The sequence below is a fragment of the Niallia sp. FSL R7-0648 genome (genome assembly GCF_038007005.1).
GTDB classification, from domain to species: Bacteria; Bacillota; Bacilli; order Bacillales; family Cytobacillaceae; genus Niallia; species Niallia circulans.
On sequence record NZ_JBBOWE010000001.1, the window covers coordinates 2416085 to 2441778 of the forward strand.

The 25694-nt window shown below is 34.3% G+C and carries 28 protein-coding genes; 4 read left to right on the forward strand and 24 right to left on the reverse strand.

Features of this window, described 5'->3' with window-relative positions; all coding sequences use genetic code 11:
- Positions 1 to 16: 16 nt before the first annotated feature.
- The 11 genes from ndk to NSQ89_RS11750 form a co-directional block, all read right to left on the reverse strand.
- A complete protein-coding gene (gene ndk / locus NSQ89_RS11700) occupies positions 17 to 463 on the reverse strand; it encodes a nucleoside-diphosphate kinase (protein ID WP_047940364.1) in 447 nt (148 codons plus the stop codon).
- Between the two features lie 136 nt (positions 464 to 599).
- Entirely contained in the window at positions 600 to 1562 is a 963-nt protein-coding gene (hepT, locus tag NSQ89_RS11705; protein WP_047940363.1) for a heptaprenyl diphosphate synthase component II, read from the reverse strand.
- A gap of 197 nt (positions 1563 to 1759) precedes the next feature.
- Positions 1760 to 2461 (reverse strand): demethylmenaquinone methyltransferase, encoded by a 702-nt coding sequence (locus NSQ89_RS11710; protein WP_047940362.1) that lies wholly within the window; start codon positions 2459 to 2461, stop codon positions 1760 to 1762.
- A 6-nt stretch (positions 2462 to 2467) separates the two neighbouring features.
- Entirely contained in the window at positions 2468 to 3253 is a 786-nt protein-coding gene (locus NSQ89_RS11715) for a heptaprenyl diphosphate synthase component 1 (RefSeq protein ID WP_161798381.1), read from the reverse strand.
- Between the two features lie 360 nt (positions 3254 to 3613).
- Positions 3614 to 3886, reverse strand: coding sequence for an HU family DNA-binding protein (locus NSQ89_RS11720; RefSeq protein ID WP_016203034.1), 273 nt, complete (start codon positions 3884 to 3886; stop codon positions 3614 to 3616).
- A gap of 445 nt (positions 3887 to 4331) precedes the next feature.
- Entirely contained in the window at positions 4332 to 5810 is a 1479-nt protein-coding gene (spoIVA, locus tag NSQ89_RS11725; protein WP_047940360.1) for a stage IV sporulation protein A, read from the reverse strand.
- A 645-nt stretch (positions 5811 to 6455) separates the two neighbouring features.
- Positions 6456 to 7505, reverse strand: a complete 1050-nt coding sequence (locus NSQ89_RS11730; protein ID WP_144544873.1) for an NAD(P)H-dependent glycerol-3-phosphate dehydrogenase — start codon at positions 7503 to 7505, stop codon at positions 6456 to 6458.
- A 14-nt stretch (positions 7506 to 7519) separates the two neighbouring features.
- A complete protein-coding gene (gene der / locus NSQ89_RS11735; protein ID WP_047940358.1) occupies positions 7520 to 8830 on the reverse strand; it encodes a ribosome biogenesis GTPase Der in 1311 nt (436 codons plus the stop codon).
- 376 nt (positions 8831 to 9206) lie between these two features.
- Complete coding sequence (locus tag NSQ89_RS11740; protein WP_047940357.1) at positions 9207 to 9392, reverse strand: capping complex subunit for YIEGIA; 186 nt, start codon at positions 9390 to 9392, stop codon at positions 9207 to 9209.
- Positions 9389 to 10279, reverse strand: coding sequence for a YIEGIA family protein (locus NSQ89_RS11745; protein ID WP_047940356.1), 891 nt, complete (start codon positions 10277 to 10279; stop codon positions 9389 to 9391). The genes NSQ89_RS11740 and NSQ89_RS11745 overlap by 4 nt, the downstream gene beginning before the upstream one ends.
- Positions 10276 to 10884, reverse strand: coding sequence for a YphA family membrane protein (locus NSQ89_RS11750; RefSeq protein WP_047940355.1), 609 nt, complete (start codon positions 10882 to 10884; stop codon positions 10276 to 10278). Before NSQ89_RS11750 ends, NSQ89_RS11745 begins: the two co-directional genes overlap by 4 nt.
- 220 nt (positions 10885 to 11104) lie before the next feature.
- Here NSQ89_RS11750 and NSQ89_RS11755 point away from each other — a divergent pair, with 220 nt between their 5' ends.
- Entirely contained in the window at positions 11105 to 11242 is a 138-nt protein-coding gene (locus tag NSQ89_RS11755; protein ID WP_082138218.1) for a YpzI family protein, read from the forward strand.
- A 46-nt stretch (positions 11243 to 11288) separates the two neighbouring features.
- Here the strand turns inward: NSQ89_RS11755 and rpsA are convergent, their stop codons facing one another.
- From rpsA to NSQ89_RS11810, 11 genes are all read right to left on the reverse strand, one after another.
- Entirely contained in the window at positions 11289 to 12428 is a 1140-nt protein-coding gene (gene rpsA, locus NSQ89_RS11760) for a 30S ribosomal protein S1 (RefSeq protein ID WP_047940354.1), read from the reverse strand.
- Between the two features lie 189 nt (positions 12429 to 12617).
- A complete protein-coding gene (gene cmk, locus NSQ89_RS11765) occupies positions 12618 to 13295 on the reverse strand; it encodes a (d)CMP kinase (protein ID WP_095259104.1) in 678 nt (225 codons plus the stop codon).
- Between the two features lie 254 nt (positions 13296 to 13549).
- Positions 13550 to 13723 (reverse strand): DUF5359 family protein, encoded by a 174-nt coding sequence (locus tag NSQ89_RS11770; protein WP_047940352.1) that lies wholly within the window; start codon positions 13721 to 13723, stop codon positions 13550 to 13552.
- Between the two features lie 99 nt (positions 13724 to 13822).
- Positions 13823 to 14494, reverse strand: a complete 672-nt coding sequence (locus NSQ89_RS11775) for a flagellar brake protein (protein WP_047940351.1) — start codon at positions 14492 to 14494, stop codon at positions 13823 to 13825.
- Between the two features lie 287 nt (positions 14495 to 14781).
- Positions 14782 to 16128, reverse strand: a complete 1347-nt coding sequence (gene ypeB, locus NSQ89_RS11780; protein ID WP_047940350.1) for a germination protein YpeB — start codon at positions 16126 to 16128, stop codon at positions 14782 to 14784.
- A gap of 12 nt (positions 16129 to 16140) precedes the next feature.
- Positions 16141 to 17130, reverse strand: a complete 990-nt coding sequence (gene sleB / locus NSQ89_RS11785) for a spore cortex-lytic enzyme (RefSeq protein ID WP_061796524.1) — start codon at positions 17128 to 17130, stop codon at positions 16141 to 16143.
- A 197-nt stretch (positions 17131 to 17327) separates the two neighbouring features.
- On the reverse strand, positions 17328 to 17996 hold the full coding sequence (gene prsW, locus NSQ89_RS11790; protein ID WP_047940349.1) for a glutamic-type intramembrane protease PrsW: 669 nt from the start codon (positions 17994 to 17996) through the stop codon (positions 17328 to 17330).
- Positions 17997 to 18035: 39 nt separating this feature from the next.
- Positions 18036 to 19004: a YpdA family putative bacillithiol disulfide reductase gene (locus NSQ89_RS11795; protein ID WP_047940348.1), complete on the reverse strand. Its 969-nt coding sequence runs from the start codon at positions 19002 to 19004 to the stop codon at positions 18036 to 18038.
- A gap of 194 nt (positions 19005 to 19198) precedes the next feature.
- On the reverse strand, positions 19199 to 20476 hold the full coding sequence (locus NSQ89_RS11800) for a Glu/Leu/Phe/Val family dehydrogenase (protein WP_047940347.1): 1278 nt from the start codon (positions 20474 to 20476) through the stop codon (positions 19199 to 19201).
- Between the two features lie 588 nt (positions 20477 to 21064).
- Positions 21065 to 21646, reverse strand: a complete 582-nt coding sequence (locus NSQ89_RS11805) for an adaptor protein MecA (protein ID WP_047940346.1) — start codon at positions 21644 to 21646, stop codon at positions 21065 to 21067.
- 157 nt (positions 21647 to 21803) lie between these two features.
- Positions 21804 to 22592, reverse strand: coding sequence for a metallophosphoesterase (locus tag NSQ89_RS11810; protein ID WP_061796526.1), 789 nt, complete (start codon positions 22590 to 22592; stop codon positions 21804 to 21806).
- A 280-nt stretch (positions 22593 to 22872) separates the two neighbouring features.
- Between NSQ89_RS11810 and NSQ89_RS11815 the strand changes: the two genes are divergently transcribed.
- Genes NSQ89_RS11815 through NSQ89_RS11825 form a run of 3 tightly spaced genes read left to right on the forward strand, consistent with a single transcriptional unit; the run spans position 22873 to position 23979 of the window.
- Positions 22873 to 23094 (forward strand): spore coat associated protein CotJA, encoded by a 222-nt coding sequence (locus NSQ89_RS11815; protein ID WP_047940344.1) that lies wholly within the window; start codon positions 22873 to 22875, stop codon positions 23092 to 23094.
- 7 nt (positions 23095 to 23101) lie between these two features.
- Positions 23102 to 23362 carry a spore coat protein CotJB gene (locus NSQ89_RS11820; RefSeq protein ID WP_047940343.1) on the forward strand — a complete coding sequence of 87 codons (261 nt, stop codon included), beginning with the start codon at positions 23102 to 23104 and terminating at the stop codon, positions 23360 to 23362.
- Positions 23363 to 23409: 47 nt separating this feature from the next.
- The gene (locus NSQ89_RS11825; protein ID WP_047940342.1) at positions 23410 to 23979 is read left to right on the forward strand and encodes a manganese catalase family protein; all 570 of its coding nucleotides are present in this window, start codon (positions 23410 to 23412) and stop codon (positions 23977 to 23979) included.
- Positions 23980 to 24302: 323 nt separating this feature from the next.
- Here the strand turns inward: NSQ89_RS11825 and NSQ89_RS11830 are convergent, their stop codons facing one another.
- Entirely contained in the window at positions 24303 to 24761 is a 459-nt protein-coding gene (locus tag NSQ89_RS11830; RefSeq protein ID WP_047940341.1) for a DUF2663 family protein, read from the reverse strand.
- A gap of 123 nt (positions 24762 to 24884) precedes the next feature.
- Positions 24885 to 25679 (reverse strand): LysM peptidoglycan-binding domain-containing protein, encoded by a 795-nt coding sequence (locus NSQ89_RS11835; RefSeq protein WP_341132646.1) that lies wholly within the window; start codon positions 25677 to 25679, stop codon positions 24885 to 24887.
- Positions 25680 to 25694: the final 15 nt, after the last annotated feature.

Sequence of the window (25694 nt, forward strand, 5' to 3'; positions counted from 1 at the left end):
AGCTAAGTAAGCTATATTAGTAAATCCAACCATCTAATAGTTTCTTATACTCTACTAACTCTTCTTCTTTAAAGAATAGCGCAATTTCCCTTTGGGCACTTTCAAAACCATCAGATCCATGGATAATATTTTTATGTTTTACTACCCCAAAATCTCCACGTACCGTACCAGGCAAAGCTTCCAAAGGATCCGTTTTTCCCATCATCATTCTAGCCTTTGCAATGACTTCCTCTCCTTGCCAAACCATTGCAAAAACAGGACCTGAAGTAATAAAATCTACTAATTGAGTAAAAAACGGCTTGCCTTTGTGTTCTGCATAATGTTGTTCCGCTAAATTTTCTGTAATATGAATAAGCTTTGCACCAACAAGTTGAAAACCTTTCTCTTCAAAACGGGTTACTATTTTCCCAATTAAATTTCTTTGTACCCCATCTGGCTTTACCATTAGAAATGTTCTTTCCATAAGCTCACTCCTACCATATGTATTAGACTAGTAACATGGTCATTCATGAAAAACTTACCACAAAAATCCAATTTATGCAAAAGAAATTTAAAAAACGCTTTCATGAAAAAAAGGTTCAAAAGGTTTGCTTATTCCTTTAAAATTTGCGCTTCCCTAAATATTTAGCGATATTATTAAGTGCAGATTTTGCTTTTCCATTTGGCAAATCACGAATAGTTTGCAAAGCCTTTTTTAAATACAAATCACTAACCTGCAAGGAACGATCGATAGCATCTGTATTTTTGATCATGGAGATAATTTCCATTAACTCTATCTTGGACATTCTCTCATGAACAGTTATCACTTTATCGCGCACTTTTTCTTGTTCCATCGCGAATAAAACAGGCAAGGTAATATTTCCTTGAAGTAAATCTCCACCAGCAGGTTTTCCTAATTCTTCTTCCGTACCAACAAAATCGAGAACATCATCTATAATTTGATAGGACATTCCAACATAATAGCCAAATCGATATAACTTATGTTGATACTCTTCCTCTACATCAGAAACAATGGCCCCTACTAATGAGCTAGCCGATATTAATAAAGCCGTTTTCCGCTTAATTCGTCGAAAATAATCCCTTATATTTTGATCAAATCGGTATTTATCTTTTATTTGCTGAATTTCACCGATACATACTTCCACTATCGTATTAGCAAGGACTTTGTGAGCAGCAGGCTTATCTATCTCACTCATAATTTCTATTGACCTAGCAAAAATATAATCCCCTGTATACATGGCAACTTTATTATCCCATTTTGCTTTAATCGTTGGTTGCCCTCTCCTTAAATCGGAGTCATCTATAACATCATCATGAACTAATGATGCCATATGAATTAATTCTAATGAAATAGCAGCCTTTTTTATAATTTGAATATCATAGTTACCAAACTGTCCAGCAAGCAATACGAATATCGGACGTATTCTTTTGCCGCCTGCTTGCAATAAATGTAACGATGATTCTCTTAAAATGGAAGAGTTCGCCTGTACCGTTTCTTCCAAAGCTTTCTCAATCTTATCTATATCCGAATTCAAAAATGAGTACATCATTTTTAATTTCACTAACTACTCACCCAACTTGTATCGATATTTTGAAATAATTATCCAGCATAAAAATGCTTATGTATAAATTTAATCCTATTTATGAAAAAAGAGTCTAAATACAAGGTCAAGAATACAGGATTAAAATGTAGTCCCCCATCAAAATCCAAATATTGCTCTTTGGATTTTGATTTAGACTCTCCCCTATGATTGCATAATTATTTATAACCTAAATGAACCGCAGCAACACCACCAAAATAAGGCTTATATGTCACTTTTTTTAGTCCAGCTTCTTGAAACATCTCAGCTAGTTCTTTCATACCTGGAAAATCACGTGCCGATTCCTGAAGCCATGAATATTCCTTATAGCTTTTCGCAAATAATTTCCCGAAAACCGGCATAATGTAGCGAAAATAGAAATAGTATCCCTGTCTAAAGATTGGCATTGTCGGCTGGGACGTTTCTAAACAAACTACCAATCCACCTGGTTTTACAACTCTTCGCATTTCTTTTAAAACAGTTAAATAATCTGGAACATTTCGCAATCCAAAGCCAATTGTCACAAAATCAAACTGATTATCAGGAAACGGCAATTCCATAGCATTCCCATGAATAAGCTCAATATTATCATATTCCGCTGTCTTTTGTTTGCCGATACTCAGCATATTCTCACTAAAATCAAGTCCAACTACTTTACCGTTTGGTCCAACTTGCTCTGCTAAGCTAATTGTCCAATCAGCTGTTCCACAGCATACATCTAAACATGCTGCTCCTTTAGGAACATTCATTCTCTTCATCGTGTCTTTTCGCCATAGTTTATGCTGCTGAAAGCTAATGACTGAATTCATTTTATCGTAATTACCATAAATCTTTTCAAATACATTATGTACCTTTTCTTCTTTAGACTGTTGCTCCTGCATTTTTAATTACCCTTCCTCTACGTACAATTGTTGTTTATTTAAAGCATTTAATAATTGATAGGTATTTTCTCTAAACACCGTTTGTAATTCAGGAAGATTTTCTAGCATCTCTTCTAGTCGTGAACTTGTCTCTTTTAGATATTTATCTAATACGGTAGCTTTATCACTTATAGATAATAAATGGTTTTTATTCTCATACTTATAAAATGTTTCGACGACAATTGATCTTTGTGTGCTGTCATATAATTCTTTTTCTTTGCGTATTCGATAAAGAAACAAGTATTCCTCTATAAGTGAGTTCCATCGATCTAATTGATAAAAGTCCACAAGCTTTTTAATTAATGCTCCCTCAATATTTTTCAGACTTTCTATTACCTGCTCTATTGTTTTATCATTCTGTTGATAAAAGAATATTTTATTCTCATTTACCTCTTTAATTCCTTCTGCTAGGATTTTAAGCATTTTAAAGTCTTCGATTTCCGCTAATATTTTATAATATTGCCCACTATATAAATCCCCTGCTAATACTGTTAACTGTCGATTTCTTTCGTTCCCTTTATGCATCTTTTCATTTGTAACAAGCTCATGGGTATCAAGGGCAATTTGTATAAGTGTAATAGTTGCTGCATATGTAATTATTTCTTGCTTTTTTATATTTGCCTCTAAAAGGACAGATATAATTAGTAATATCTTATGTTCATCTATAACTGGATTTGGTATATGTTTTTGCAAATAATGATTCGAAGTTCGCTCAATCACTCTTTTTTTTACACTTTCTATTAATTCCTGCATAACCATAACATCACCCTTGTTCCCCATTTATTCCTGGTTTTCTATAATTTTGTTTCTCGCATCTACTTTTAATTAAGACAAGTGAAACCATCTCTCGAAAGATTGTCTATCTATCTTAGAACTACAAATTAACAAAGTAAACTTTTTTAAAAAGCCACTTTCCATTTCTATCACATATTCTAATTATTATATCACAAGAAAAAGTAAAGGGATACAATTGGCACTTAGTAAAGGTTCTGCTTTATCTTTTCCGAATTAACTGAACATAATTCAGTTTTGTTACTCTGCACCATGAAAAAACAACAGAAAAAAACCGCGATAATTTTCGCGGTTTTAGTGAAATACTATTATTGTATGTAATTATTTCACTGCGTCTTTAAGTGCTTTACCTGGTTTAAAAGCAGGAACTTTACTTGCTGCGATTTCAATTTCTTCACCAGTTTGTGGGTTACGACCTTTACGAGCCGCACGCTCACGTACTTCAAAGTTACCGAAACCGATAAGTTGTACTTTATCACCATCTTTTAAAGCATTCAAAATTGTATCGAAAACAGCGTCAACTGCTTTAGTAGCGTCCTTTTTTGATAGTTCACTTGCTTCAGCAACTGCATTGATTAATTCTGTCTTGTTCATGCCTTTCACCTCCTCCCGAGTGTTTCAAATAAAAGCTAAAAATTAGTTTCATATCTTTATTTGTAAACAAATTAACGGAATTATATACGTCCTACTGAATTTTTTCTTAATTGAGACCAATTGGTTTCTACTAAAAAGAAATGCCAGTATGAAAAGCCTTAAGCTTTTAATAAAGATTAAGAAACCTTTTATAACGCTAATTCCTTTAAAAGATTATCATAATCATTTCTGCATATCAAGAAATTTTATATATTGATAGCAATATTTTCTTATTTTGAAATAAAAGCGTAACATTAAAACCATATTTTTACCAATTCCATCCATAATTTGAGCGGAAATGGAACTATTCTCCCGTTGTACCAATAATGTAATAAACGGGTATATTTATAATAAAAGAAAAGCCTTTTTATTCATTCATCAAAAAAAGAACTCTAGAATAGAGTCCTTACAAAATAATTGCTATGAGTCCACCAGAGCCCTCGTTAATAATTCTTTCTAATGTTTCTTTCAGTTTATAACGTGCATTTTCTGGCATTAAGGACAATTTTGCTTGTATTCCTTCCCGGACGATGGAACTTAAACTTCTTCCGAAAATATCTGAATTCCAGATGGATAACGGATCATCTTCAAAATCTTGCATTAAGTATCTTACTAATTCCTCACTTTGCTTTTCTGATCCAATGATTGGTGCAAATTCACTTTCTACATCCACTTTAATCATATGGATAGATGGCGCAACGGCTTTTAATCTAACCCCAAATCTAGAGCCTTGACGAATGATTTCCGGTTCATCTAAACTCATATCCACTAATGATGGAGCTGCAATGCCATACCCAGTTTGTTTCACCATTTTTAAAGCATCTGAGATTTGATCATATTCTGTTTTAGCATGTGCAAAATCTTGCATTAATTCTAGTAGGTGGTCTTTTCCTCTAATCTCCACTCCTACAATTTCTTTGAGGATATCATCATATAATTCATCTGGGGCAAACAAATCAATTTCTGCGATACCTTGCCCCATTTCTATACCTGCAAGACCAGCATTTTCAATGAATTCATATTCACTAAATTGCGAAACTACTCTATCCACATCTCTTAATCTCTTAATGTCTTTAACCGTTTCTTTTACTGCTTCTTGATAATTATCTCTTAACCAATGATTTTCTCTTAATACCATTACCCAGCTTGGTAAGTTTACGTTTACCTCTAAAACTGGAAACTCGAATAGCGCTTCACGCATAACATTTAACACGTCTGCTTCGCGCATACTTTCTACACTCATGGCGATAACTGGAATATCATATTTTTCGGAAAGCTCTTGTTTTAGAGCATCCGTATTAGGATGATATGGCTGAGCACTATTTATAATCATAATAAATGGTTTACCAACCTCTTTTAACTCTTCAATTACTCTATTCTCGGCTTCTAGGTAGTTACTTCTTGGAATATCACCAATCGTACCATCCGTTGTAATAACGACTCCAATTGTACTGTGTTCTTGAATAACCTTTCTTGTTCCTATTTCAGCAGCTTCATGAAATGGAATAGGCTCTTCATACCATGGTGTATTGATCATTCTAGGGCCGTTTTCATCCTCATAACCTTGTGCTCCCGGCACAGTATAGCCGACACAATCTACAAGCCTGATATTCACTTCTAATCCTTCATCTACTTTAATAGAGGCCGCTTGATTTGGAACGAACTTTGGTTCTGTTGTCATAATTGTTTTTCCTGCTGCACTTTGTGGAAGCTCATCTTTAGTCCGAGCTCTATCACCTTCATTGTCCATGTTTGGGATAACAACCAATTCCATGAATTTTTTTATAAAAGTTGATTTTCCGGTACGTACTGCTCCTACTACACCTAAGTAAATATCACCGCCCGTTCTTTCGGCAATATCTTTAAAAATATTTACCTTTTCCAAGTGATCCCCTCCTGAACTTTTCCTAGTACATGGGATAGAATTATCCATTTAATACTATTAGACAATATATATTTATGATGTTGTCCTATCTCTTTATGCCTTATTTTTTATTTTCTCCCCCTTTTTTTTGCTAGTTTTTATTTTAAAGTAATAAGACCTTTGTTTATGAACGTAAAAATGATGCCCATCCATACGTTTTATTTTTATGAAACTAGCATGAATTCATTTATAAGCTATATTAATCCCATTTTTTCTGTGTATGAATAAATAAAACCTTCTCTTCAATATATACAAGAAGAGAAGGGATATGACACTTTTTGTTCGCAATCATCTATAAAAAACTAGAAAAGGGGAAACTGATTATCGGCCAGTCTAGTAAACTTGCCAATCTGTTGTAATGACATATATCGTTCAAATGCAGCAAAGCGCGAAAAACAAAAAAAATCAAAGTAAGAAGTAGGGGAAACTTCTCACTTTGATTTCCATTGACTATTTAACCCAAACCCTGTTCATTCCACTAGGTTGCTTCAAAGCATTTTATGTTATTACATACATTTTCGAACCATTAAAACGCCTAATTTCCATAAAAAGATTTCGTTCATTCTCCTTTCATAAGAAAGGATTTACAAAGTACACATCTTTTCCTTATTCTATGTACTGAGAAGCAAGAATGTTTATTAAATCTTCCATTTCATTCGTTTTTCCTCTTGCCATTAAACTTTCGACTGCTGCTTTTGCATCTTGGCCATTAAATAAAATTTCGAATAATGCATTTGTGATAGGCATCGTAACATCATATTTTTCGGAAAGCTGATGGGCTGCTTTCGTTGTTCGGATTCCTTCTACAACCATTCCCATTTGCTCCAGCACTTCTTCTAGTGCATGACCTTTTCCAAGCATATTACCTGCTCGCCAGTTTCTGGAATGAACACTTGTACAAGTAACAATTAAATCTCCAATCCCGGTCAAACCAGCAAAAGTAAGTGGATTTGCTCCCATTCTTGTACCTAGTCTTGCCATCTCAGCAAGGCCTCTTGTAATTAATGCGGCCTTTGCATTGTCACCAAAACCTAATCCATCTGCAATCCCTGCACACACCGCAATAATATTTTTCAATGCCCCGCCAATTTCTACACCAATAAGATCCGGATTTGTGTACACTCGAAAATTATGATTGATAAATAAATCTTGTACCAGTTCAGCTTCCTTCATATTTTTAGAAGATACTGTAACAGTCGTCGGATGACGTAAGCTTACTTCTTCCGCATGACTAGGTCCAGATAGCACAACGATACTCTTTCGGATGCTTTCAGGTATCTCTTCCTCCATTATTTCAGAAATTCTAAGTAATGTACCGGGTTCAATTCCTTTACTTACATGTACGAACGTTTTTGGTTCGTTAATATACGGGAGTAATTGAGGAATTACCTCACGCATCGCTTTTGTTGGTACAGCTAAAACAATGATATCCACATCATGAACACACTCTTCTAACGAAGTGGTGCCTTTTACTTCATTGGGTAAGGTAATTCCAGGCAAATATTTACTGTTTTGATGTAAATTATTTATCTCTGCAATATTTTTCTCATCTTTTCCCCAAATATGAATAGTATGACCATTGTCGCCAAGTACCAATGATAGTGCTGTCCCCCAGCTTCCAGCACCAATCATTGCTACGGATTTTTTATCTTTCATCCTTTACACCTCTTTTATTTTCTTTCTCTTGCAAATATTTTAATCGGTGTTCCTTCAAAACCAAAGGCATCTCTAATCCGATTTTCTAAAAATCGCTCATAAGAAAAGTGAAGCAATTCTGGATCATTTACAAAAACAACAAAAGTAGGCGGTCCAACCGCAACTTGGGTAGTATAGTATATTTTTAACCTTTTTCCTTTATCTGTTGGAGTTGGATTCATCGCAACCGCATCCATTATAACATCATTTAACACACTTGTTTCCACTCGGCGTGTATGATTTTCACTGGCAACTTTAATCATCGGAATTAAAGTATGAATACGTTTTTTCGTTTTCGCAGATAAGAATACAATTGGTGCATAATCTAAGAATAAGAAATGCTCCCTTATATTTTGTTCAAAGGTTTTCATTGTTTTTTCATCTTTTTCTACTGCATCCCATTTATTTACGACAATAATAACTGCTCTTCCTGCTTCGTGAGCATAACCAGCAATTTTTTTATCTTGTTCAATAATTCCTTCTTCCCCATCAATAACTACTAAAACAACATCCGATCTTTCAATTGCTCGCAATGCTCTAAGTACACTGTATTTTTCTGTAGACTCATATACTTTTCCTTTTTTTCTCATTCCAGCTGTATCGATAATCACGAATTCTTCGCCATTAACCGTTACTTGGGAATCAATTGCATCACGAGTCGTTCCTGCAACATTACTTACGATTACGCGCTCTTCGCCTAGCATTGCATTCACTAATGAAGATTTTCCTACATTTGGTCGTCCAATAAGCGAAAATTTAATGACATCATCATCATAATCCTTTGTATCACGTTTAGGAAAATGCTTTGCAGCTTCATCCAATAAATCTCCAAGTCCTAATCCATGTGAACCAGAGATCGGAAACGGTTCTCCAAAGCCTAATGAATAAAAATCATAAATTTGCTCTCTCATATCTGGATTATCTACTTTGTTAACAGCTAGCACAACAGGCTTTTTCGCTTTATACAAAATCTTCGCCACTTCTTCATCTGCGGAAGTAACACCTTCCCGACCGTTTGTTATAAAAATAATAACATCTGCTTCCTCTATTGCGATTTCTGCCTGCATACGTATTTGGTCTAAAAATGGTTCATCTCCAATATCAATACCTCCTGTATCAATAAGGTTAAAATCATGATTTAACCATTCTGCCGAGCTATAGATACGATCTCTCGTTACTCCTGGTATATCTTCTACAATAGAAATACGTTCTCCTACTATCCGATTAAAGATAGTAGATTTCCCAACATTCGGTCGTCCAACTATCGCAATAACTGGTTTCGCCATCGCTATCATCCCTTCATATACATAATCATTCTATCCATGCAGCATGATTCCTTAGCATAAACATCTCAAGGTAATCACGATGTTAAAGAACATTCTTAGATTATTTATTTCTTTTATGAACGTAAGCACTAAAGCTTTTTGTACTTTCCGTTTTTATAGCTTCGTTTTAAAAACGTCTTAAAAACTGATTCAAAACGAAACCAATAATCGATTGCTCAAGTAATACCCTTTAACAAAAATAGTAAAATAGGGACTAACCCTTAAACTGAGAGGCAGACCCCTAACTAAAATAGTTTATCAAACAGATGTTAACCTAGCAACATAAAACTATATTTCTTTTGTATAAGCTTACTTTTTGATACTTCTCTTATGAGAATTAATGTCTTACAATAATAAAAACTTCCTCGCTGATTTTATGGGCAATCCCATCTAATATCGCTTCTAAATTTGTCGCTACGGTTTCTAATTCCTTTGTATCTTGGCAATAAAATACACCGCTCCCTGGAGCAACTTTATTTGGATTAGTTGTTATGGAGGCTAAAATGTATTTCTCTATAGTCATTCTAACTCATCCTCCCTTTCTTCACGCTTACTTGGCATGCGAATCGCATTTTCTAGAGTTGGAACTGCACCAATGATGCGAATAGCTTTTTTTTCATTATGTATTTGGGGTAACACAAAAACAGCTACTCTCCCATCTTCAAGGTCTCTTTTTGCCAGAGGTACTAACGCAGGTGTTCCGGAGTCACGGTATACCCCAAGAGCTGTTGTAACATCATATAAAATAGCTTGTCTTTGCCCTAAATTTGCAATGGTGGTTCTCGCGTTAAAATTCTTAGGTGTGAGAATAAATCCCATTCCATATTTCAACACTTCTTTCTGTCGCTCCGGTAACCCAATATTCATAATGTAAATAGTATCAATATGTAAACCAGCCCCTTTAAACGTCGGTTGAACATATTCTATATCCACTATATCCTTTAATTGACCACCAGACATTAGTTTCTTCGATATGACTACCGAAATGATCGCTGCAAGTATTCCTGTCCATATATTGAAAACAATATATCCAAACGTGCTGACTAATCCTGCAAACATTACTAAATAATTTCTACTTTCAAAAGCAATCGCAATTCCTTCAATATATGTTTTTCCTCTTGGTACCATTTCAAAACTATCTAGTTCTGTTAATGTATTTCTCTCCATATTTCTAACTTCTCGAAATTGAGACGCTGCAACAGTAAGAAATGTTACTGCCGTAAAATCCTTGTTTAAAATCGATGGTATTGCAACCGAACCTAAACCTGCTGCAATAAAACCTAACGCTATATGAATGATTTTTCCATGCAAATAAGTCGGGTATTGTCTATAATCCGTGCGCAGCATAAACATCCTTAACAATGTTCCAACAATCACTCCAAATAAAATTGGATAAACGAAATTGCTCATAAGTTTTTTTGTCTCTCCTTTTCAAGCAAAAATACATAATTTTCCCATCTTGCAAGTGTTATTTTTAAGTAATAAAGTGAAATCAGTCCTAGCAAACCAAGTGTTAAAAAGTCGAAAAAGGCCATTGATCCAATGGAATAATCCATCTGATAGTTTCTTATAAGGAAGCTTAAAACCATCTCCCCATTAATACTTCCAATCAGCAAAACAAGTATTTGGCAAAATATATTTTTATGTAACAAGATAAGGAATGTAAATAATATACTTGTTTTCAGCCACACACCTGGAATAAATACCCAAACAGGATCAATAATGGCCATTAACTCATATGTAACATAAGCTAACATCATAAAAAAAGATGAAATAATCGTATAAATACAGTTCTTCCACCGCAAAGTACCTGTATAAAAAAAAGACATTATTAACACAATCAGGAGCAAAATAGAGCAACTTATTCCTTGCCATTCCCAACGGTAAGGACTTAAAATAATTGCTGTTAATATGTAAATAGAATATTTCGTTCGGCTTGGGTTATTTTTGTCCATAAAAAACGTTGTTATTATCCAGATACACCATGTACAAAATAAAAAGATTGATCCTTCCACATCCTCACTCTCCTCTATTTTTCCATTATGTCTCGGAACTATGTAATTTAAACGAAAAAGTTAGAAGAGCTCATAGTGAGTATTCTGTAAATTTTTTTCAGGAAATTTTTTCATTAAGTAGTTTTCTGCCTTCGGAAGAATAATAAAAAGAACTTCTATGAAAGAAAAGAAGGAGAACATCCATTTTATAATGGAAATAAAAAAGCAGGAGGCATTGTAAATGGGTAAAGATAGACAGGAAAAAAAATTAAAAAATAGTAAAAGAGTAGAATCTGATCGTGATCAAGCACTTCATTATAATGGTTCCACTCGGTTACAAAGTCCAGAAGAAGGAAGATTACTTAACGATAATAAGTAAAATACAAAAGAGGTGGCCAAAATGGCCACCTCTTGATTCCATAACATTAATTTTTTAATTTTTTCAATTGCTCTCCAATCATATCACCTAATTGGAAACCTTTTGATTCCTCAGGAAGTTCATACACTTCTTCTTCGTCTATTTCTTTTTCTGTTAATTCTTTAATACTTAAAGAAAGACGTTGTTCTTCTTCATTCACATCTAAAACCTTTACTTGGACTTTCTGTCCTTCTTTTAATACTTCGTGAGGTGTTCCAATATGCTTATGGGCAATTTGAGATATATGAACAAGACCTTCAACCCCTGGGAACACTTCAACAAAAGCTCCATAGGAAACAATACGTTTTACAGTTCCATCTAGTACGCTACCTTTTTCAGCGCGCTCTGCAATGTCTGCCCACGGTCCTGGCTGTGTTTCTTTAATAGATAAAGAGATACGATCATTATTACGATCAACACTTAATACTTTCACCTTTACTTCTTGTCCTTCTTGAACTACATCTGTCGGACTAGAAATATGATCATGAGATAATTGAGAAATATGAACTAATCCATCAATACCGCCTAAATCAACAAAAGCACCAAAATCTGTAATTCTTTGAACGGTACCTGTTAGTGTTTCGCCAACTTCAATTGAGTCAAGGAGGTTTTGTTTTTGTTTATTTTTCTCTTCCTCAACAACTGCACGATGGGATAAAATAAGGCGACTCTTGTCTTTTTCCAATTCTACAATTTTAAAAGAAATGGTCTTACCTTTATAATCAGAAAAATCTTCTACATAATGAGCTTCTACTAAGGAGGCAGGTACAAAGCCTCTGACACCAAGATCAACCACAAGTCCGCCTTTTACCACGTCTTTTACTTCTGCTTCAAACACTTCGCCAGAATTAAACTTCTCTTCAAGCTGATCCCATGCTTTTTCCGCATCCACTTTTCTTTTTGACAAAACGAGAGCATCTTCTTCCACTTTAATAACTTCTAATTCAAGTTTGTCTCCTTCAGATACTACGTCACTCGCTTTTTCAATGTGCAGGCTAGATAATTCACTTATTGGTATAATCCCATCGAGTTTACTGTCGCTGATTGCAACAATTACCTGTTTCTCTTCCACTTTCGTAATCTGACCACTTACTACGTCTCCGACAGTATAATTATTTACAACTACATCATTTAATTCCTCAGACATATGTACTCCTCCTTCAACTCTATAGTGCCTGAACATTCTAGAAAAATGTTCAGGCAACCGAAAATAAATTAATCATCCTTACGATTTATAAGAAACCTTCTCTTTAAAGTTCTTACAAACTTCTTTTTTTGTCAAGTAAGAAACACTAGACTAGTTTGAAAGATTAAGTGATTTTTGCTTTCGTTTTCATTAATTGCTTATTTTTTCTCTAGTTAACCCCATGATTTTTTCGACTACCTCATTTATGGATAAGGAAGTAGTATCCAACTCAATTGCATCGTCCGCTTTCTTCAATGGTGCAATTTCACGTTCTGAGTCTAATTTATCTCTTGCAGCAATTTCTTGTTTTAATTGTTCTAAATCTGATTGGTATCCTTTTGACACATTCTCTTTATGTCTTCTAATTGCTCTTTCATCAACAGAAGCTAAAAGGAAGACCTTTACTTCAGCGGTTGGAATAACATGGGTACCAATATCTCTACCATCCATTACCACCCCACCGTTTACAGCAAACATTTGTTGTCTTCTTACCATTTCTTCCCTTACAAGCTTATGTTTAGAAACAATGGAAACAGAGTTAGTTACTTCACTTGAACGAATTTCCTTTGTGACATCATGGTTATCTAAAAAGATTAGCTGTCCATGTTCCCCTGGGAAAAGCTCAATAACTGTTTCATTTAACATATTTATTAAACTTTTTTCATCTTCTAAATTTAAATGATGATTAATTGCTTTAAAGGTTAATGCTCTATACATAGCACCTGTGTCAATATAAATGTATCCTAATTGTTCCGCAACAATCTTTGCAACAGTACTTTTCCCTGCTGCTGCAGGTCCATCAATTGCAATGCTAATTTTCTTTTCCATAAATCCTCCTGAACTACTGGCTCAAAAATACCAATTAACTTATTAAAAATTCTCCTATTCTATTTCTCCTCTAAAAGGAATCGGAAACCTTAGCTAGTCCTATTCATAAAAGAGAACATTATTATTATAGGGAGAGCAAGTTTTGCTTTTATGGCTTCACTTTCTTTTATTTTAACATATTCTTTCGACTTTTTATCATTAAATCCTTTTCTTTTATCTATCTCTTTGGATAGGAAGTTTAAGAAAAATCATCCTTATCTTCCAAAGGTCTCAAGAAAGGAGACAAAATTAGAATCCATTACACCCTCATATTGAGTGATTGTTCTTATTTCCGGTATAAAGTCCCAAGTATGAAGCATTTGGCCTATAATAAAAAAGGCAATTTGAAGACCAATAATCTTTATTAAAATTCTTTCAACCGTTTTCACTCCATGCAACTCCTTTTCCTACTTTTCTTATACACAAAAGCTAGAGTCATTTAAAATTTAGATTATAGGAATAGTATCGGAGTAAATGCATGCCTTTATTCAAATTTCAAGACCTTTCTTTTTTAGCGAAAGTTGACGGTCAAAGCTGAATCTCAGCATCGACTGACGATCAACTGGATCGACGTCCAAAAATTCAATAGCCATTTTATAGTTCTGTTCGTTGTATTCGAAGATTTTTTTTATTTCCGCAGATAAATGTAAATAATTATACTCACCATTTTGTAAAGGTAAGACTACCGAAACTTTAATTTTACTATTTTGCTGCAGATTTATATGTTTAGGAACTATTACTGCAGCCCCGCCTGCACTAAAATCCAACGAAACAGTTGTAAATGGTTCGACAGTATTCTCTTTCTTGAAAGGATGGATAGCCATATCAACACTTGTTTCAATTCTTACAAATTGTCGTCGCTGAATCTTAATCATTTGATCATCAGAAGGAAGCGAAAGGATTAACAGTGGAACATTATTCTCTTTTTTCCTACCGATAACTTCTGAATGAAATAAATAAGCGATACCTTCGTTTGTTACAAAGTTAATCCTTAACTGAGCTCCATTCATGAGAAAAACAAGCTTATTTGTTTCAAGGTGAATTGGATATTCAATACTGATTGATTTCTCCTCGACTCCTAAAATACGACTTTTATACTGTTCTACTTTTGTTTCGCCATGAATCGGTTCAATTACTAACGTATCTCCAATTGAAATCACTTTATCTCACACTTTCCTTCTTAATTATATAAATATCTTAATGCTAGACAACCTAATTTTTCCATATATAAATCGTTTAGAAAATTACCTTCCTAGACTTAAAGTCCTAATAATCAATTTGGTAAATTATATCAAAATACCTACTTTTATGTATCATTACACGAACGTTTTATATTTGGCAATACCGTCCCTTCCCTTATCACTTCAATCATTCCGCTTTTATTTACTAATAATTAAAAAAGCTGTCAACATCCTTTTATAAAAGTTTGTTGGCAGCGACTTTCTAATTACACAACTTCTTCATATACAGGTTCAGCATTTTTTAACTTCTCTACCTTCTCTTCCACTCCATTATCGGCATTTATATAAATTCGATAAGTGTCCTCACCTAATGTCCCGATAAATTCATAACATAATACTTCTTTATTCAAGTCATTTAAGATGATTGCCAATCCATCATCCATTATTTTTACTTGTTTATTAATTTTCTTGCGTGCATCTTGTTTGGAAATAACCGGATCTTTTATTTCTCTTTCTTTATTTGCTATTAAATAATCCTCTGCTGCAAAACCAATGATATTTCCATTATCCAAGGCAACTTTCATTTTGACACTATCTGGGTAAATTTTCACCCCATCTATTTCGGTGACAAAATTAAACACACCAATATTCTCATACTGCATACTTTCGAATAACGCTAGATTTTTAAATTTATGTTCTTTTAAAAATTTAACTGCTTGATTACTTGCTTCATTTAGACTTATTTTATCTTTCTTGACTTCTCGTGAGACAATTGACCATATTGGATATCCTCCTTTTTTCGTGATATCCATACTAGCTTCTACATTTGTTCCCTTTTCTTTAAGAGAAACACTATAAAAACCGTAGTTTGATCCTTTGCCACTTTCTGTGACTTTTACATCAACAGGATTTTTAAAATCTGCAAATTCTTTTGCGATTTCCTTTGCTTCTTTTTCTGTAATTATCTTCCCTTTTAAATTTTTAAAGTTTTCATCTTTCTTTTCCATGTTTACATTTGTCACACCAAAGCTCGTTTCCTGATAACCTTCTACTTTATCTTCAACCGTTTTTAAACCGTCAATAATGGTATTATCTAATTGTTTATCGGTAGCTAATGCCATCTCAACATCCATCCAGCGAAGATTTTTTTCCAGTACTAAGTGCTGCACGTTTCGTAATTCATCTTGAATGTCTGCTGCATCTTTATACAGCTTTGTTAATGTTTTTGATTCCTCTTCCGATAAAGGTTCTTTATTTAAATCTCTTACCGCTGTCCGATAACTAAAATCACCGATTTTCGCTAGAAACTCTTCTGTTTTATTAAATGGTAGTAATGTCAATGGTAGTTGACCTACATCGGAATGGGCTTCCGAAGTAATTCGCCATACTTCTGCCAATGCAGGAGACAGAGATTGTTGTGAATTCATTGCTAAAGTTGTCCCAATTTGATCATGAAGCAAATCTACTTGATAGGTTAAATCATGAAAAGCTCTCTGGTAGTTATTCTCTGCGTTTAATAATACAGCATTTTTCTCTTTATGTTCCTGATAGCCCCAAAAGGCCACCCCTGCGACTCCGAGTGTTAATACTCCTATTAATATTCCTCTTAACATTGTCTCACCCCACTATTTACAGAATATATGCTTACCTATTTGTTTAATTTGTGGTCGACCCCAGATCCATCCACTTGTTGCTGTATCTGGATTAAAGTAATATAACGCATGTCCTGTAGGATCCCACCCATTTATTGCATCTAAAACTGCCTCTTTTGCTTGTTCATTAGGCGTTAACCATATCTGTCCGTCAGCAACTGCTGTAAATGCACGCGGCTCAAAGATTACCCCTGATACAGTATTGGGAAATGATGCACTATTAACTCTGTTTAAAATTACTGCTGCAACAGCCACTTGTCCTACATATGGCTCCCCTCTTGCTTCACCATATACAGCATTCGCCATTATTTGAATATCATTTTGCGAAAAACCATTTGGAACATTTGCTGCAGTAGGTTTTTTTCCAGTTGTATTTTCTCCGCCATTTGTATTAGCAGTATTCTTTGGCGCATTATTGTTGTTAGTAGTACCTTGATTACTACTTTTATTAGTTGTATCGTTGTTGCTAGATGCATTATTTTGTTTAGCTGTTTGACTGTTATTATTTGTTTTCTTTTGTACTGTTTCGTTTTGCTTTTTTGCAGTGTTTTTGTTCGAAGAAGGCATTTTTTGCTTTTCTAAATCTACTCCTCCATAATGGGAGAACTTTTTCCCGCGATTTATCTGTTCCTTGACAAATTGCTCATTGTATTTCGTTGCACTTGCTAACTTATTCTTCGTTTTCGTACCGGCTAATCCATCTATCGGCAAACCATATTCATATTGAAAATTTCTTAACGCCCAATAGGTTTGCCAACCAAATACCCCATCAATCTTCCCATTATAATATCCTACATATTGAAGTCTTGATTGCAATTCAATAACATCATCTCCTACCGCTCCATGCTGAATAACCTGATTGGAAAAAGCATGTACTTTTTGTTCAGCATAAGGAAATACTAGTAGTCCTGACATAACAAAAAGGATGATTGATATTTTTGTGAGTAAAAACTTTTTATTCATGCTTATTACCCCCATAACTAATTACTATTAACATTAACTGTATTTTTTGTAGCAATTGGATTTTTATACAAAAAAAAAGTAGAGTGAATGACTTCACTCTACTTTTTTACATACTAGATACTTCAAATACTTATTCCAAAGAGGATTTTAACCATTCCCCTTTCATTGTGGTAAATATTCCCTTTACCTTATTCCTATTATGTCCCTGTCATTCTTCGAATATGTCCGCTGCTTAATTCTCTAGCACTTTTCACCTTTCTAAGGCCTAACCACCATAAATAAAACATAAAAGGAGTGATGAAGATCAGCCAATTTTTCTCTAGAGATACAATATAATCGTATATAGCGTGAAGCAGAAAAGGAACAAGCAAGGAATAGACAAGCCATTTCCCTCTAGGCACAATAAATTTACCTTTTCCAAAATAATAACCCATAATAACCCCAAAAAGGGCATGACTGGATACAGGAAGCAAGGCTCTCCCGATTGCATACTCCAGTCCATTTGCCACTAAATACAAAATATTTTCCATAGTAGCAAATCCTAAGGACACGGCAACCCCATAGACTATCCCGTCATAAGGCTCATCGAAATCGGCATGCTTCACCGCTGTATAAAAAACAATAAACCATTTAAAAAATTCTTCCAGTAAGCTCGTAGTAAGCAAGGAACTCCAAATTCCCTCTGGAATGACATGCTCTGCTTGAAAAACATATTGGATAAACATTATGGGAAACACAAGAAGTGCCCCTGTAATAAAAGACCGCATGACAAGTGATATTGGCTCGGAACCGTATTGGTCTTTTAAATAAAAATAGCTTAATAATGCTAAACCTGGTGCAATTCCGGCTGAAAAAATCGCCAACATTTTATTTCCCCTTTTCCCTTATATAAGAGTTGCACGGTCTCATTTATTTTTTTCTTGTATGGCTTTTGCGATCTGCACACCATGAAATCTACCATTTTCAATAAAGATTTCATTCGCATTATTTCCAGCAGCAATTACCCCAGCAATAAATATTCCTTCCACATTTGTTTCCATGGTTTCCGAATCAAATACAGGTCTTCCTGTTTCTTTCTCAATTTCTATCCCCATTTTTTTCAAAAATGCATGATCAGGATGATATCCGGTCATTGCAAAAACAAAGTCATTTTTTATTTCATGAAGATTTCCATTTACTTCATACAGAAGAGATCCCTCTTTTATTTCGACAACATTTGCCTGAAATTCCATTTTAATTATTCCTTTGCGGACTAAAGACTCGAATTCAGGTAAAATCCACGGTTTGATACTAGTGGAATATTCGTTCCCTCTATACAAAACGGTTACCCTTGCACCAGCTTTGACTAGCTCAATCGCAGCATCCACACTTGAATTTTTCCCGCCAATTACCGCTACATCATGATTGAAATAAGGGTGTGCCTCTTTAAAATAATGCATTACTTTATCCATGTCTTCGCCTGGAACGTTCATATAATTGGGATTATCGTAATAACCAGTAGCAACAATAACGTAAGGAGCGATATACTCCTCTTTTTTTGTTTTTACAAGAAACTCCTGTCCCTCTGTTCTATTGACGTCTAATACTTCTTCATACGCATGGATACGAAGATCTTTTCTTTTTACCACTTCGCGATAATAAACTAATGCTTGATTCCGATTGGGCTTATATTGTTCTGTTAAAAAGGCGACATCCCCAATCTCCAGTTTTTCACTTGTACTGAAAAAGGTTTGATGAGTTGGATAACCATGTATGGCATTTACAACATTCCCTTTTTCAATGATTAACGGATTTATATTTATTGCCTTTAAGGCGATCCCTGCTGCTAAACCACAGGGACCAGCACCAATGATAATTGCTTCTTCTCGTTTCAACATAGTCACTCCTAACATTTTACAAAAAGGTTAGCCTCTTCTAACAAAATCCTTTCTTTTCTATTATGCATTTATTTTAGCTAATAGATGATTCATAACAGAAAAGGCGTACCTCTAAAAAGGTCCAATATAAAAAATCCCCTACCTATAAGGATAGGAGATTTTTGTAAAATCAGCAATAGATTTAATCAAATTTATATCCAACCGCGGAATCTAGATGCTTCCGCCATTTTTCTAACCCCCACCATATATGCTGCCAACCTCATATCAACTCGACGTATTTCGGCAGTATCATAGATGTTTTTAAAGGACTTACTCATTACTTTTTCCAGTCTTTCTTCCACTTCTTCCTCTGTCCAATAATACCCTTGATTATTTTGTACCCACTCAAAATAAGAAACAGTTACTCCTCCAGCTGAAGCTAAAACATCCGGAACTAATAAAATTCCTCTTTCTGTTAAAATGCGAGTAGCTTCTAATGTAGTTGGTCCGTTCGCTGCTTCCACCACAATACTTGCTTTAATATTATCTGCATTATGTTCTGTGATTTGATTTTCTATCGCAGCAGGCACTAAAATATCGCACTCCAACTCCAATAGTTCTTTATTTGAGATGGTATTATTAAATAAGTTTGTAACAGTGCCAAAACTATCTCGTCTATCTAGTAAGTAGTCAATATCTAATCCTTCTGGATCATGTAAAGCACCATACGCATCCGAAATACCAATGACCTTCGCTCCAGCATCATGCATAAATTTAGCCAAAAAGCTGCCCGCATTCCCAAAACCTTGGACGACGACACGTGCTCCTTCTATCTCTATGCCTCTTCTTTTTGCTGCTTCGCGTATACAGATAGTAACACCTTTAGCCGTAGCAGTTTCTCTTCCTTGTGAACCACCTAATACAAGTGGTTTGCCTGTGATAAATCCAGGGGAGTTAAATTCATCAATTCGGCTATACTCGTCCATCATCCATGCCATAATCTGTGAATTTGTAAAAACATCTGGAGCTGGAATATCTTTAGTTGGTCCAACAATTTGGCTGATTGCTCGTACATAGCCCCGGCTTAATCTTTCCAATTCACGAAAAGACATATCACGTGGATCACAGATAATGCCTCCTTTTCCGCCACCATAAGGAAGATCAACGATTCCACATTTTAAACTCATCCAAATAGAGAGTGCTTTCACTTCTGTTTCCGTAACATTAGGATGAAAACGAATTCCCCCTTTTGTTGGTCCCACGGCATCATTATGTTGAGCGCGGTAGCCTGTGAAGATTTTTACAGTCCCATCATCCATTCGCACTGGTATTTTGACTGTCATCATTCGAATCGGCTCTTTTAATAATTCATAAACTTCATCTGAATATCCAAGTTTATTCAAAGCTTTATGAATTACTGTTTGTGTTGATTTCAAAACATCGTGTTGCTCTTCTACATGATTCTTCTCATTAGATTTGTTGGCTACCATTAATAAATCCTCCTAAAAAACTACTTGTAGTTATCCACTGCAGTTCTTCTTTATAAGAATAATTATTTAGCTTCAATAGAATGCAAAACATAAATACAAAATTAGTTGCTAATTCAAAGCATAGTATACACTTTTACTTACATTATGCAAGATCATTTATTTACTTATTTAGATTTAAACGAATCCCTTCCTTCAGAAGGCTTTCATTCCATAATATATTCTTTTTTTACTGTGATAAACTGTTTTTTCCTCATTGCTAGTATCAGTATATTCAATTAAACGATTCTTTGTCCTACCTCACCCTCATTTAATTATCATTATTTCCTTTTCTTCTACACTTTCCCATACAGCTTTTCCCTGAGGCTAAACAAAAATTTAGTGGTAAAATACTATTATGTATCTTCCCCATTTCATTTTAACACTTTCAACAAGTTTTACCAATCATCAACTTAGAAATTTTTATGTACAAAATCCCCTTTAAACACACAAAAAAAGATAGATAATTCCAAACCCCGTCGAAGTTCCTATATCCCCGTTATCTGAGATTAACTTCAAAATTTGGAATTGTTCTATCTTAAAAATAGCTGGTTAAAAAAAATGCACTAATGTTTCAATAGCATTATCTTTTTTGATGACATTCCCATATTCTTCAATTATATATATACTCTTTAAACTCGCTTCTCCAAATTCACTTAGAATAGCAATAATTTGTTCTTCTTTAAATGAAGAAATATCGACAAAGCATAAATAATACCTTTCATTTAAATTATATAAAGAACCACCCTTAAAATTGTTTTGCTCTAACTGTTTTACCGCATCTATTACATATTCTATATCTGTAAACTCATATAATATATCCACTGTTTCTTCTACCGTAACTTGCATCTCTAAAAAGCCCTCTGATAATAATTCTTCCGTATCCAATTCAGTTTCAGTTATTGTTAAGATCATTACCATTCCTTGGGCTTTCATGGAAAATATCTCAACAGCTACCGATCCGTGTATCTCCATATCAAATATGTCATTTGCTTCTTCTAACATTTCATGAAAAAAATACTGCCACTTTATCGAGTCTTTCCATATATCTTCCTTGGTCAATCCACGTTCATACAAATCATCTGTGGTCAGATGGATTTTAATTCTGTTACTATTCAATCTCTCCAAACGCATGACTACGCCTCCTGCCTGCTCCTTGAAAAAACTCTTAATTTAGTTTATGAATGAAAGCAGGAATCGGTGAGTAATATTACAAAGTGGAGGATGATATATATAAGAGCCAACCGATTCAAAAAAGAAATATTGGTCAAATCGTAATAATGCTTTAAATTTAATTGTCCATTTGTTTATGTTGAATCTTGATAATATGAGTTTCTGGATGTGCGCCGAGCCTTAATGGAATACTTGTCGTGCCATATCCATTACTGACAAATATAGTAGTATTTCCAACCACTTTCGTTCCTCCTAATTCGTATGGACCAAATCCCAAAATTCGAATTTGGCCACCATGGGTATGACCACTTAACACTAAGGAAATCTGTTCCTTCTCTTCCATCTTTTCCACTATTTTCGGATTGTGACTGACTAATATTTTAAAATCACTATTCCCCACTTGCTCTAACGCTTTTTCTAAATCATCATATTCTAATGAATAATCTTCAATACCGAGCAAGGACCAGCTTTCCCCATCTGCAGATTGAAAAGTTATTGCTTTATTATTCAATAAAATAATATCTTCATCTAGTAATAAAGTCTCCAAAACATCTCGGTCTATCTCGTAGTCATTATTTCCCCAGACAAAATAAACAGGACCGATTTTTTTTAACTTCCGCAAATTTTCGCGTGTCTTCTCTAACTTAACTCCCTTCTCTAAAAGATCTCCGCCTATAATGACTATCTCAGCTACATCCACCGCCTCATTAATAACGGAATCATCAATTGATCTTCTATGGATATCTGAAATAAAGAAAAGGGTGATTTCACGGAAGGAAGCAGGGAAATTTGGAAAATAAAACATCTCATATTTAACATGATTTTCATTTGCAATTTTTCTCATATGTAAAATTAAAGCAATCCCTGCCAAAACAAGTAAAACAAATCCAACTAGTACATATATCATAAAGTCCCCCTAACTTCCCCATCTTACAAAGGATGATGTTTATATTTTAATACACCTCTTACACTTAATACCATTTTTAAGAAAATTTTTCTCTATTCACTCCCCATCTATATAGCTCCTAATGATAAGTAATTTACTCAAGAATTTCTGCTTCTCTTTTTCCTTCCCTTCAGCTATTCATACTTAAACCAAAACGAATTTGCTACTTTATTAAAAGCAAGCATGTAACTAAATCTTTCAACATAAGATGTAAAGTAAATTAAAAAAAGGAGGGAAATCTATGTCTTCATTTTACAGAGAATATCAGCCTTATATCAGTCCATTTGATCCTTGCCCACCCATAAAAACAAAAGTTTTTTCCACACCGCCTAATTTATTTTTAGGTTTTCAGCCACCAAATCTGCCCCAATTTAGTCCAATGGAAGCATTAAAAGCAGGAACATTATGGAAAGCATTCTATGACCCATATTTCAGTCCATATGAAAAAACGAAAAGGGAGTGAAAAGACAATGAAGCAGTTGCCACCAGAATATTATCAATTATTAGAGCAGCTTCAAGCTGTAGACTTTGTATTAGTTGAACTTACTTTATATTTAGATACTCATCATTATGATCAAGATGCCATAAATCAATTTAACCATTATGTAAAAGAAAGAGAAAAATTCAAAAAAATATATGAAAATAATTTTGGGCCCTTATTACAATTTGGAAATAGCCCATCTGGTTCCCCATGGGATTGGGATGCTGCTCCTTGGCCTTGGCAAGTATAAGAAGATATGTTTCTAAATAATTTTGCGATAAAGGAGAATGAAAAGATATGTGGATATACGAGAAAAAATTACAGTATCCCGTTAAAGTAAGTACTTGTAATCCTATGCTTGCTAGATTTTTAATTGAGCAATATGGAGGAGCAGACGGAGAACTAGCAGCAGCATTAAGATACTTAAATCAGCGGTATTCCATACCTGATCGGGTTATTGGGTTATTAACAGATATAGGAACAGAAGAATTTGCTCATTTAGAAATGATCGCGACTATGATCTATAAATTGACAAAAGATGCCACTCCAGATCAGCTAAAAGCTGCTGGACTTGGTGACCATTATGTCAATCACGACCACGCCTTATTCTACCATGATGCTGCTGGAAATCCTTGGACGGCAACATACATACAAGCTAAAGGAGATCCAATCGCAGATCTGTATGAAGATATAGCAGCGGAAGAAAAGGCAAGAGCTACTTATCAATGGATTATTAATATGAGTGATGACCCAGATTTAAATGATAGCCTTCGTTTTCTAAGAGAAAGAGAAATCGTCCACTCGCAACGATTTAGAGAAGCAGTAGAAATTATCAAAGAAGATCGTGCCCAACGAAAGATATTTTAGTATTCGTTTTATATAAATACAGTGCAGAGTTCCAAGTTTTCCATCCAAAGAGAAATCGCAACCTTAATATAGAAATGCTAACCATATTACGTATGATTGTTTCAGCTTTTCCGATAATCACTCGCAGACTGAATACCCTTCTCTCTGCATGGGCTGAGAACCTATTCTCCTCATCTCTGCGTTTCTGCGGGTGACTTTCTTGCAAGCTCCCATACGAGTCTACGTGTATTTTAGTCTGCTTTGTTTTTACCCTAACTACTTATAGATATAAAGCAGATATTTAAATAAGTAACAGGATATGTAATCTTCCACCTAACTAATTGTCACTTTGCTTGATGGAATAAATTGATATCATATGAATCTTTGATTGTATTATATATTTCATGCCGAACGTTCCAAGTCTCACTATTTCCGAATAAATCTTTGCTTTTGTCAATAAATTCACAGCGTAAGTCATGGTATTCCTTTTCCGCTTTATCTCTTTTTTGTCTCAACACATTCATATACCCAAATGCACCAATCAATAGAAATAAGAGATATAAATTTTCACTCTCTTTTACATATACGGAAAACATGACTGCAAATGAATGTGAATATGGTATAGCTATGTGTTTATATAACCAAATAAAATAACAGAATGAGGCAAAGATAGTAAACCACATAATAAGCAAATGTCGATTTTTTAATTTATCATATTTTTTCTTTTTCTCAATGATTTTTATGAGAACCTTTTTCGTCGTACCATCCAAATCATACCTTTCAGGGAAGATTGATCGTTCCAAAGTCACTTCCTCCTTTATATAGCACATTAAGTCTGATTTACCAATAGCGTTGTAATGTATAAACAACAATTTCAACATCTTTACTTAACTATATGTGGAGGAAGGACAAGTTAGAATAAGTTATTATGGTTCAATGATAATTTTCAGCGTTTGCCCTAATTGCACCTGATCTGTTGTCATATTATTGGCTGCTTTAATTTTCCCCATACCATCTCCATTTGGATAATATTTTAAAGCTATTCGATATAAATTTTCACCCTTTGCTACTGTATGGTACACAATTTTTTCATTAGGATTTGTTTGACTAGAATTCTCTTCTTTTTCTTTTTGCTTCTGCTTCTGCTTCTGCTTCTGCTTCTGCTTCTGCTTCTGCTTCTGCTCCTTATCTATCTTTTTCTCTGAATGTTGCTTTTGTTCATTTTGTTCTTTTTGTTCTTTTTGTTCTTTTTGTTTCTCTGCTTCCTTTTCTTTTTCTTCAGCCTTTTCTTCAGCTTTTTCTTTCAAATTATCTTCAGGAATTTCTTCTTCTTTTTTCACTGTTGAATTACTTACAATTACGAGTTCATCTTGATTATTGTCACTATCGTCAGGTGTTGTTTTATTATTAGGTGAGTACCCTTTTTGAATATTTACATTTTCAAATACTCCTGAAGTATTCTCGGTTGATAAAAGATTGGAAATATCTTTCCCATTTAATACTAATAATACAGCTACTGGTAATAAAATAAATAAAAATGCTAACAAGCTAATAATTGGTATCTTTAATTTTTTCTTCTTATTCTTGTGAACAGTACTTCTTGATGGGAGGGAAGAGTCTTGTCTTTCCTCTGTTACTGGTACTTCTTCTTCACTTGTCACTTTCTTTAATCTTTGTTTTTGTAATTGTGCCTGAACTCTATATGGATCCTCTTTCTTCATAAACATCCCATCCTT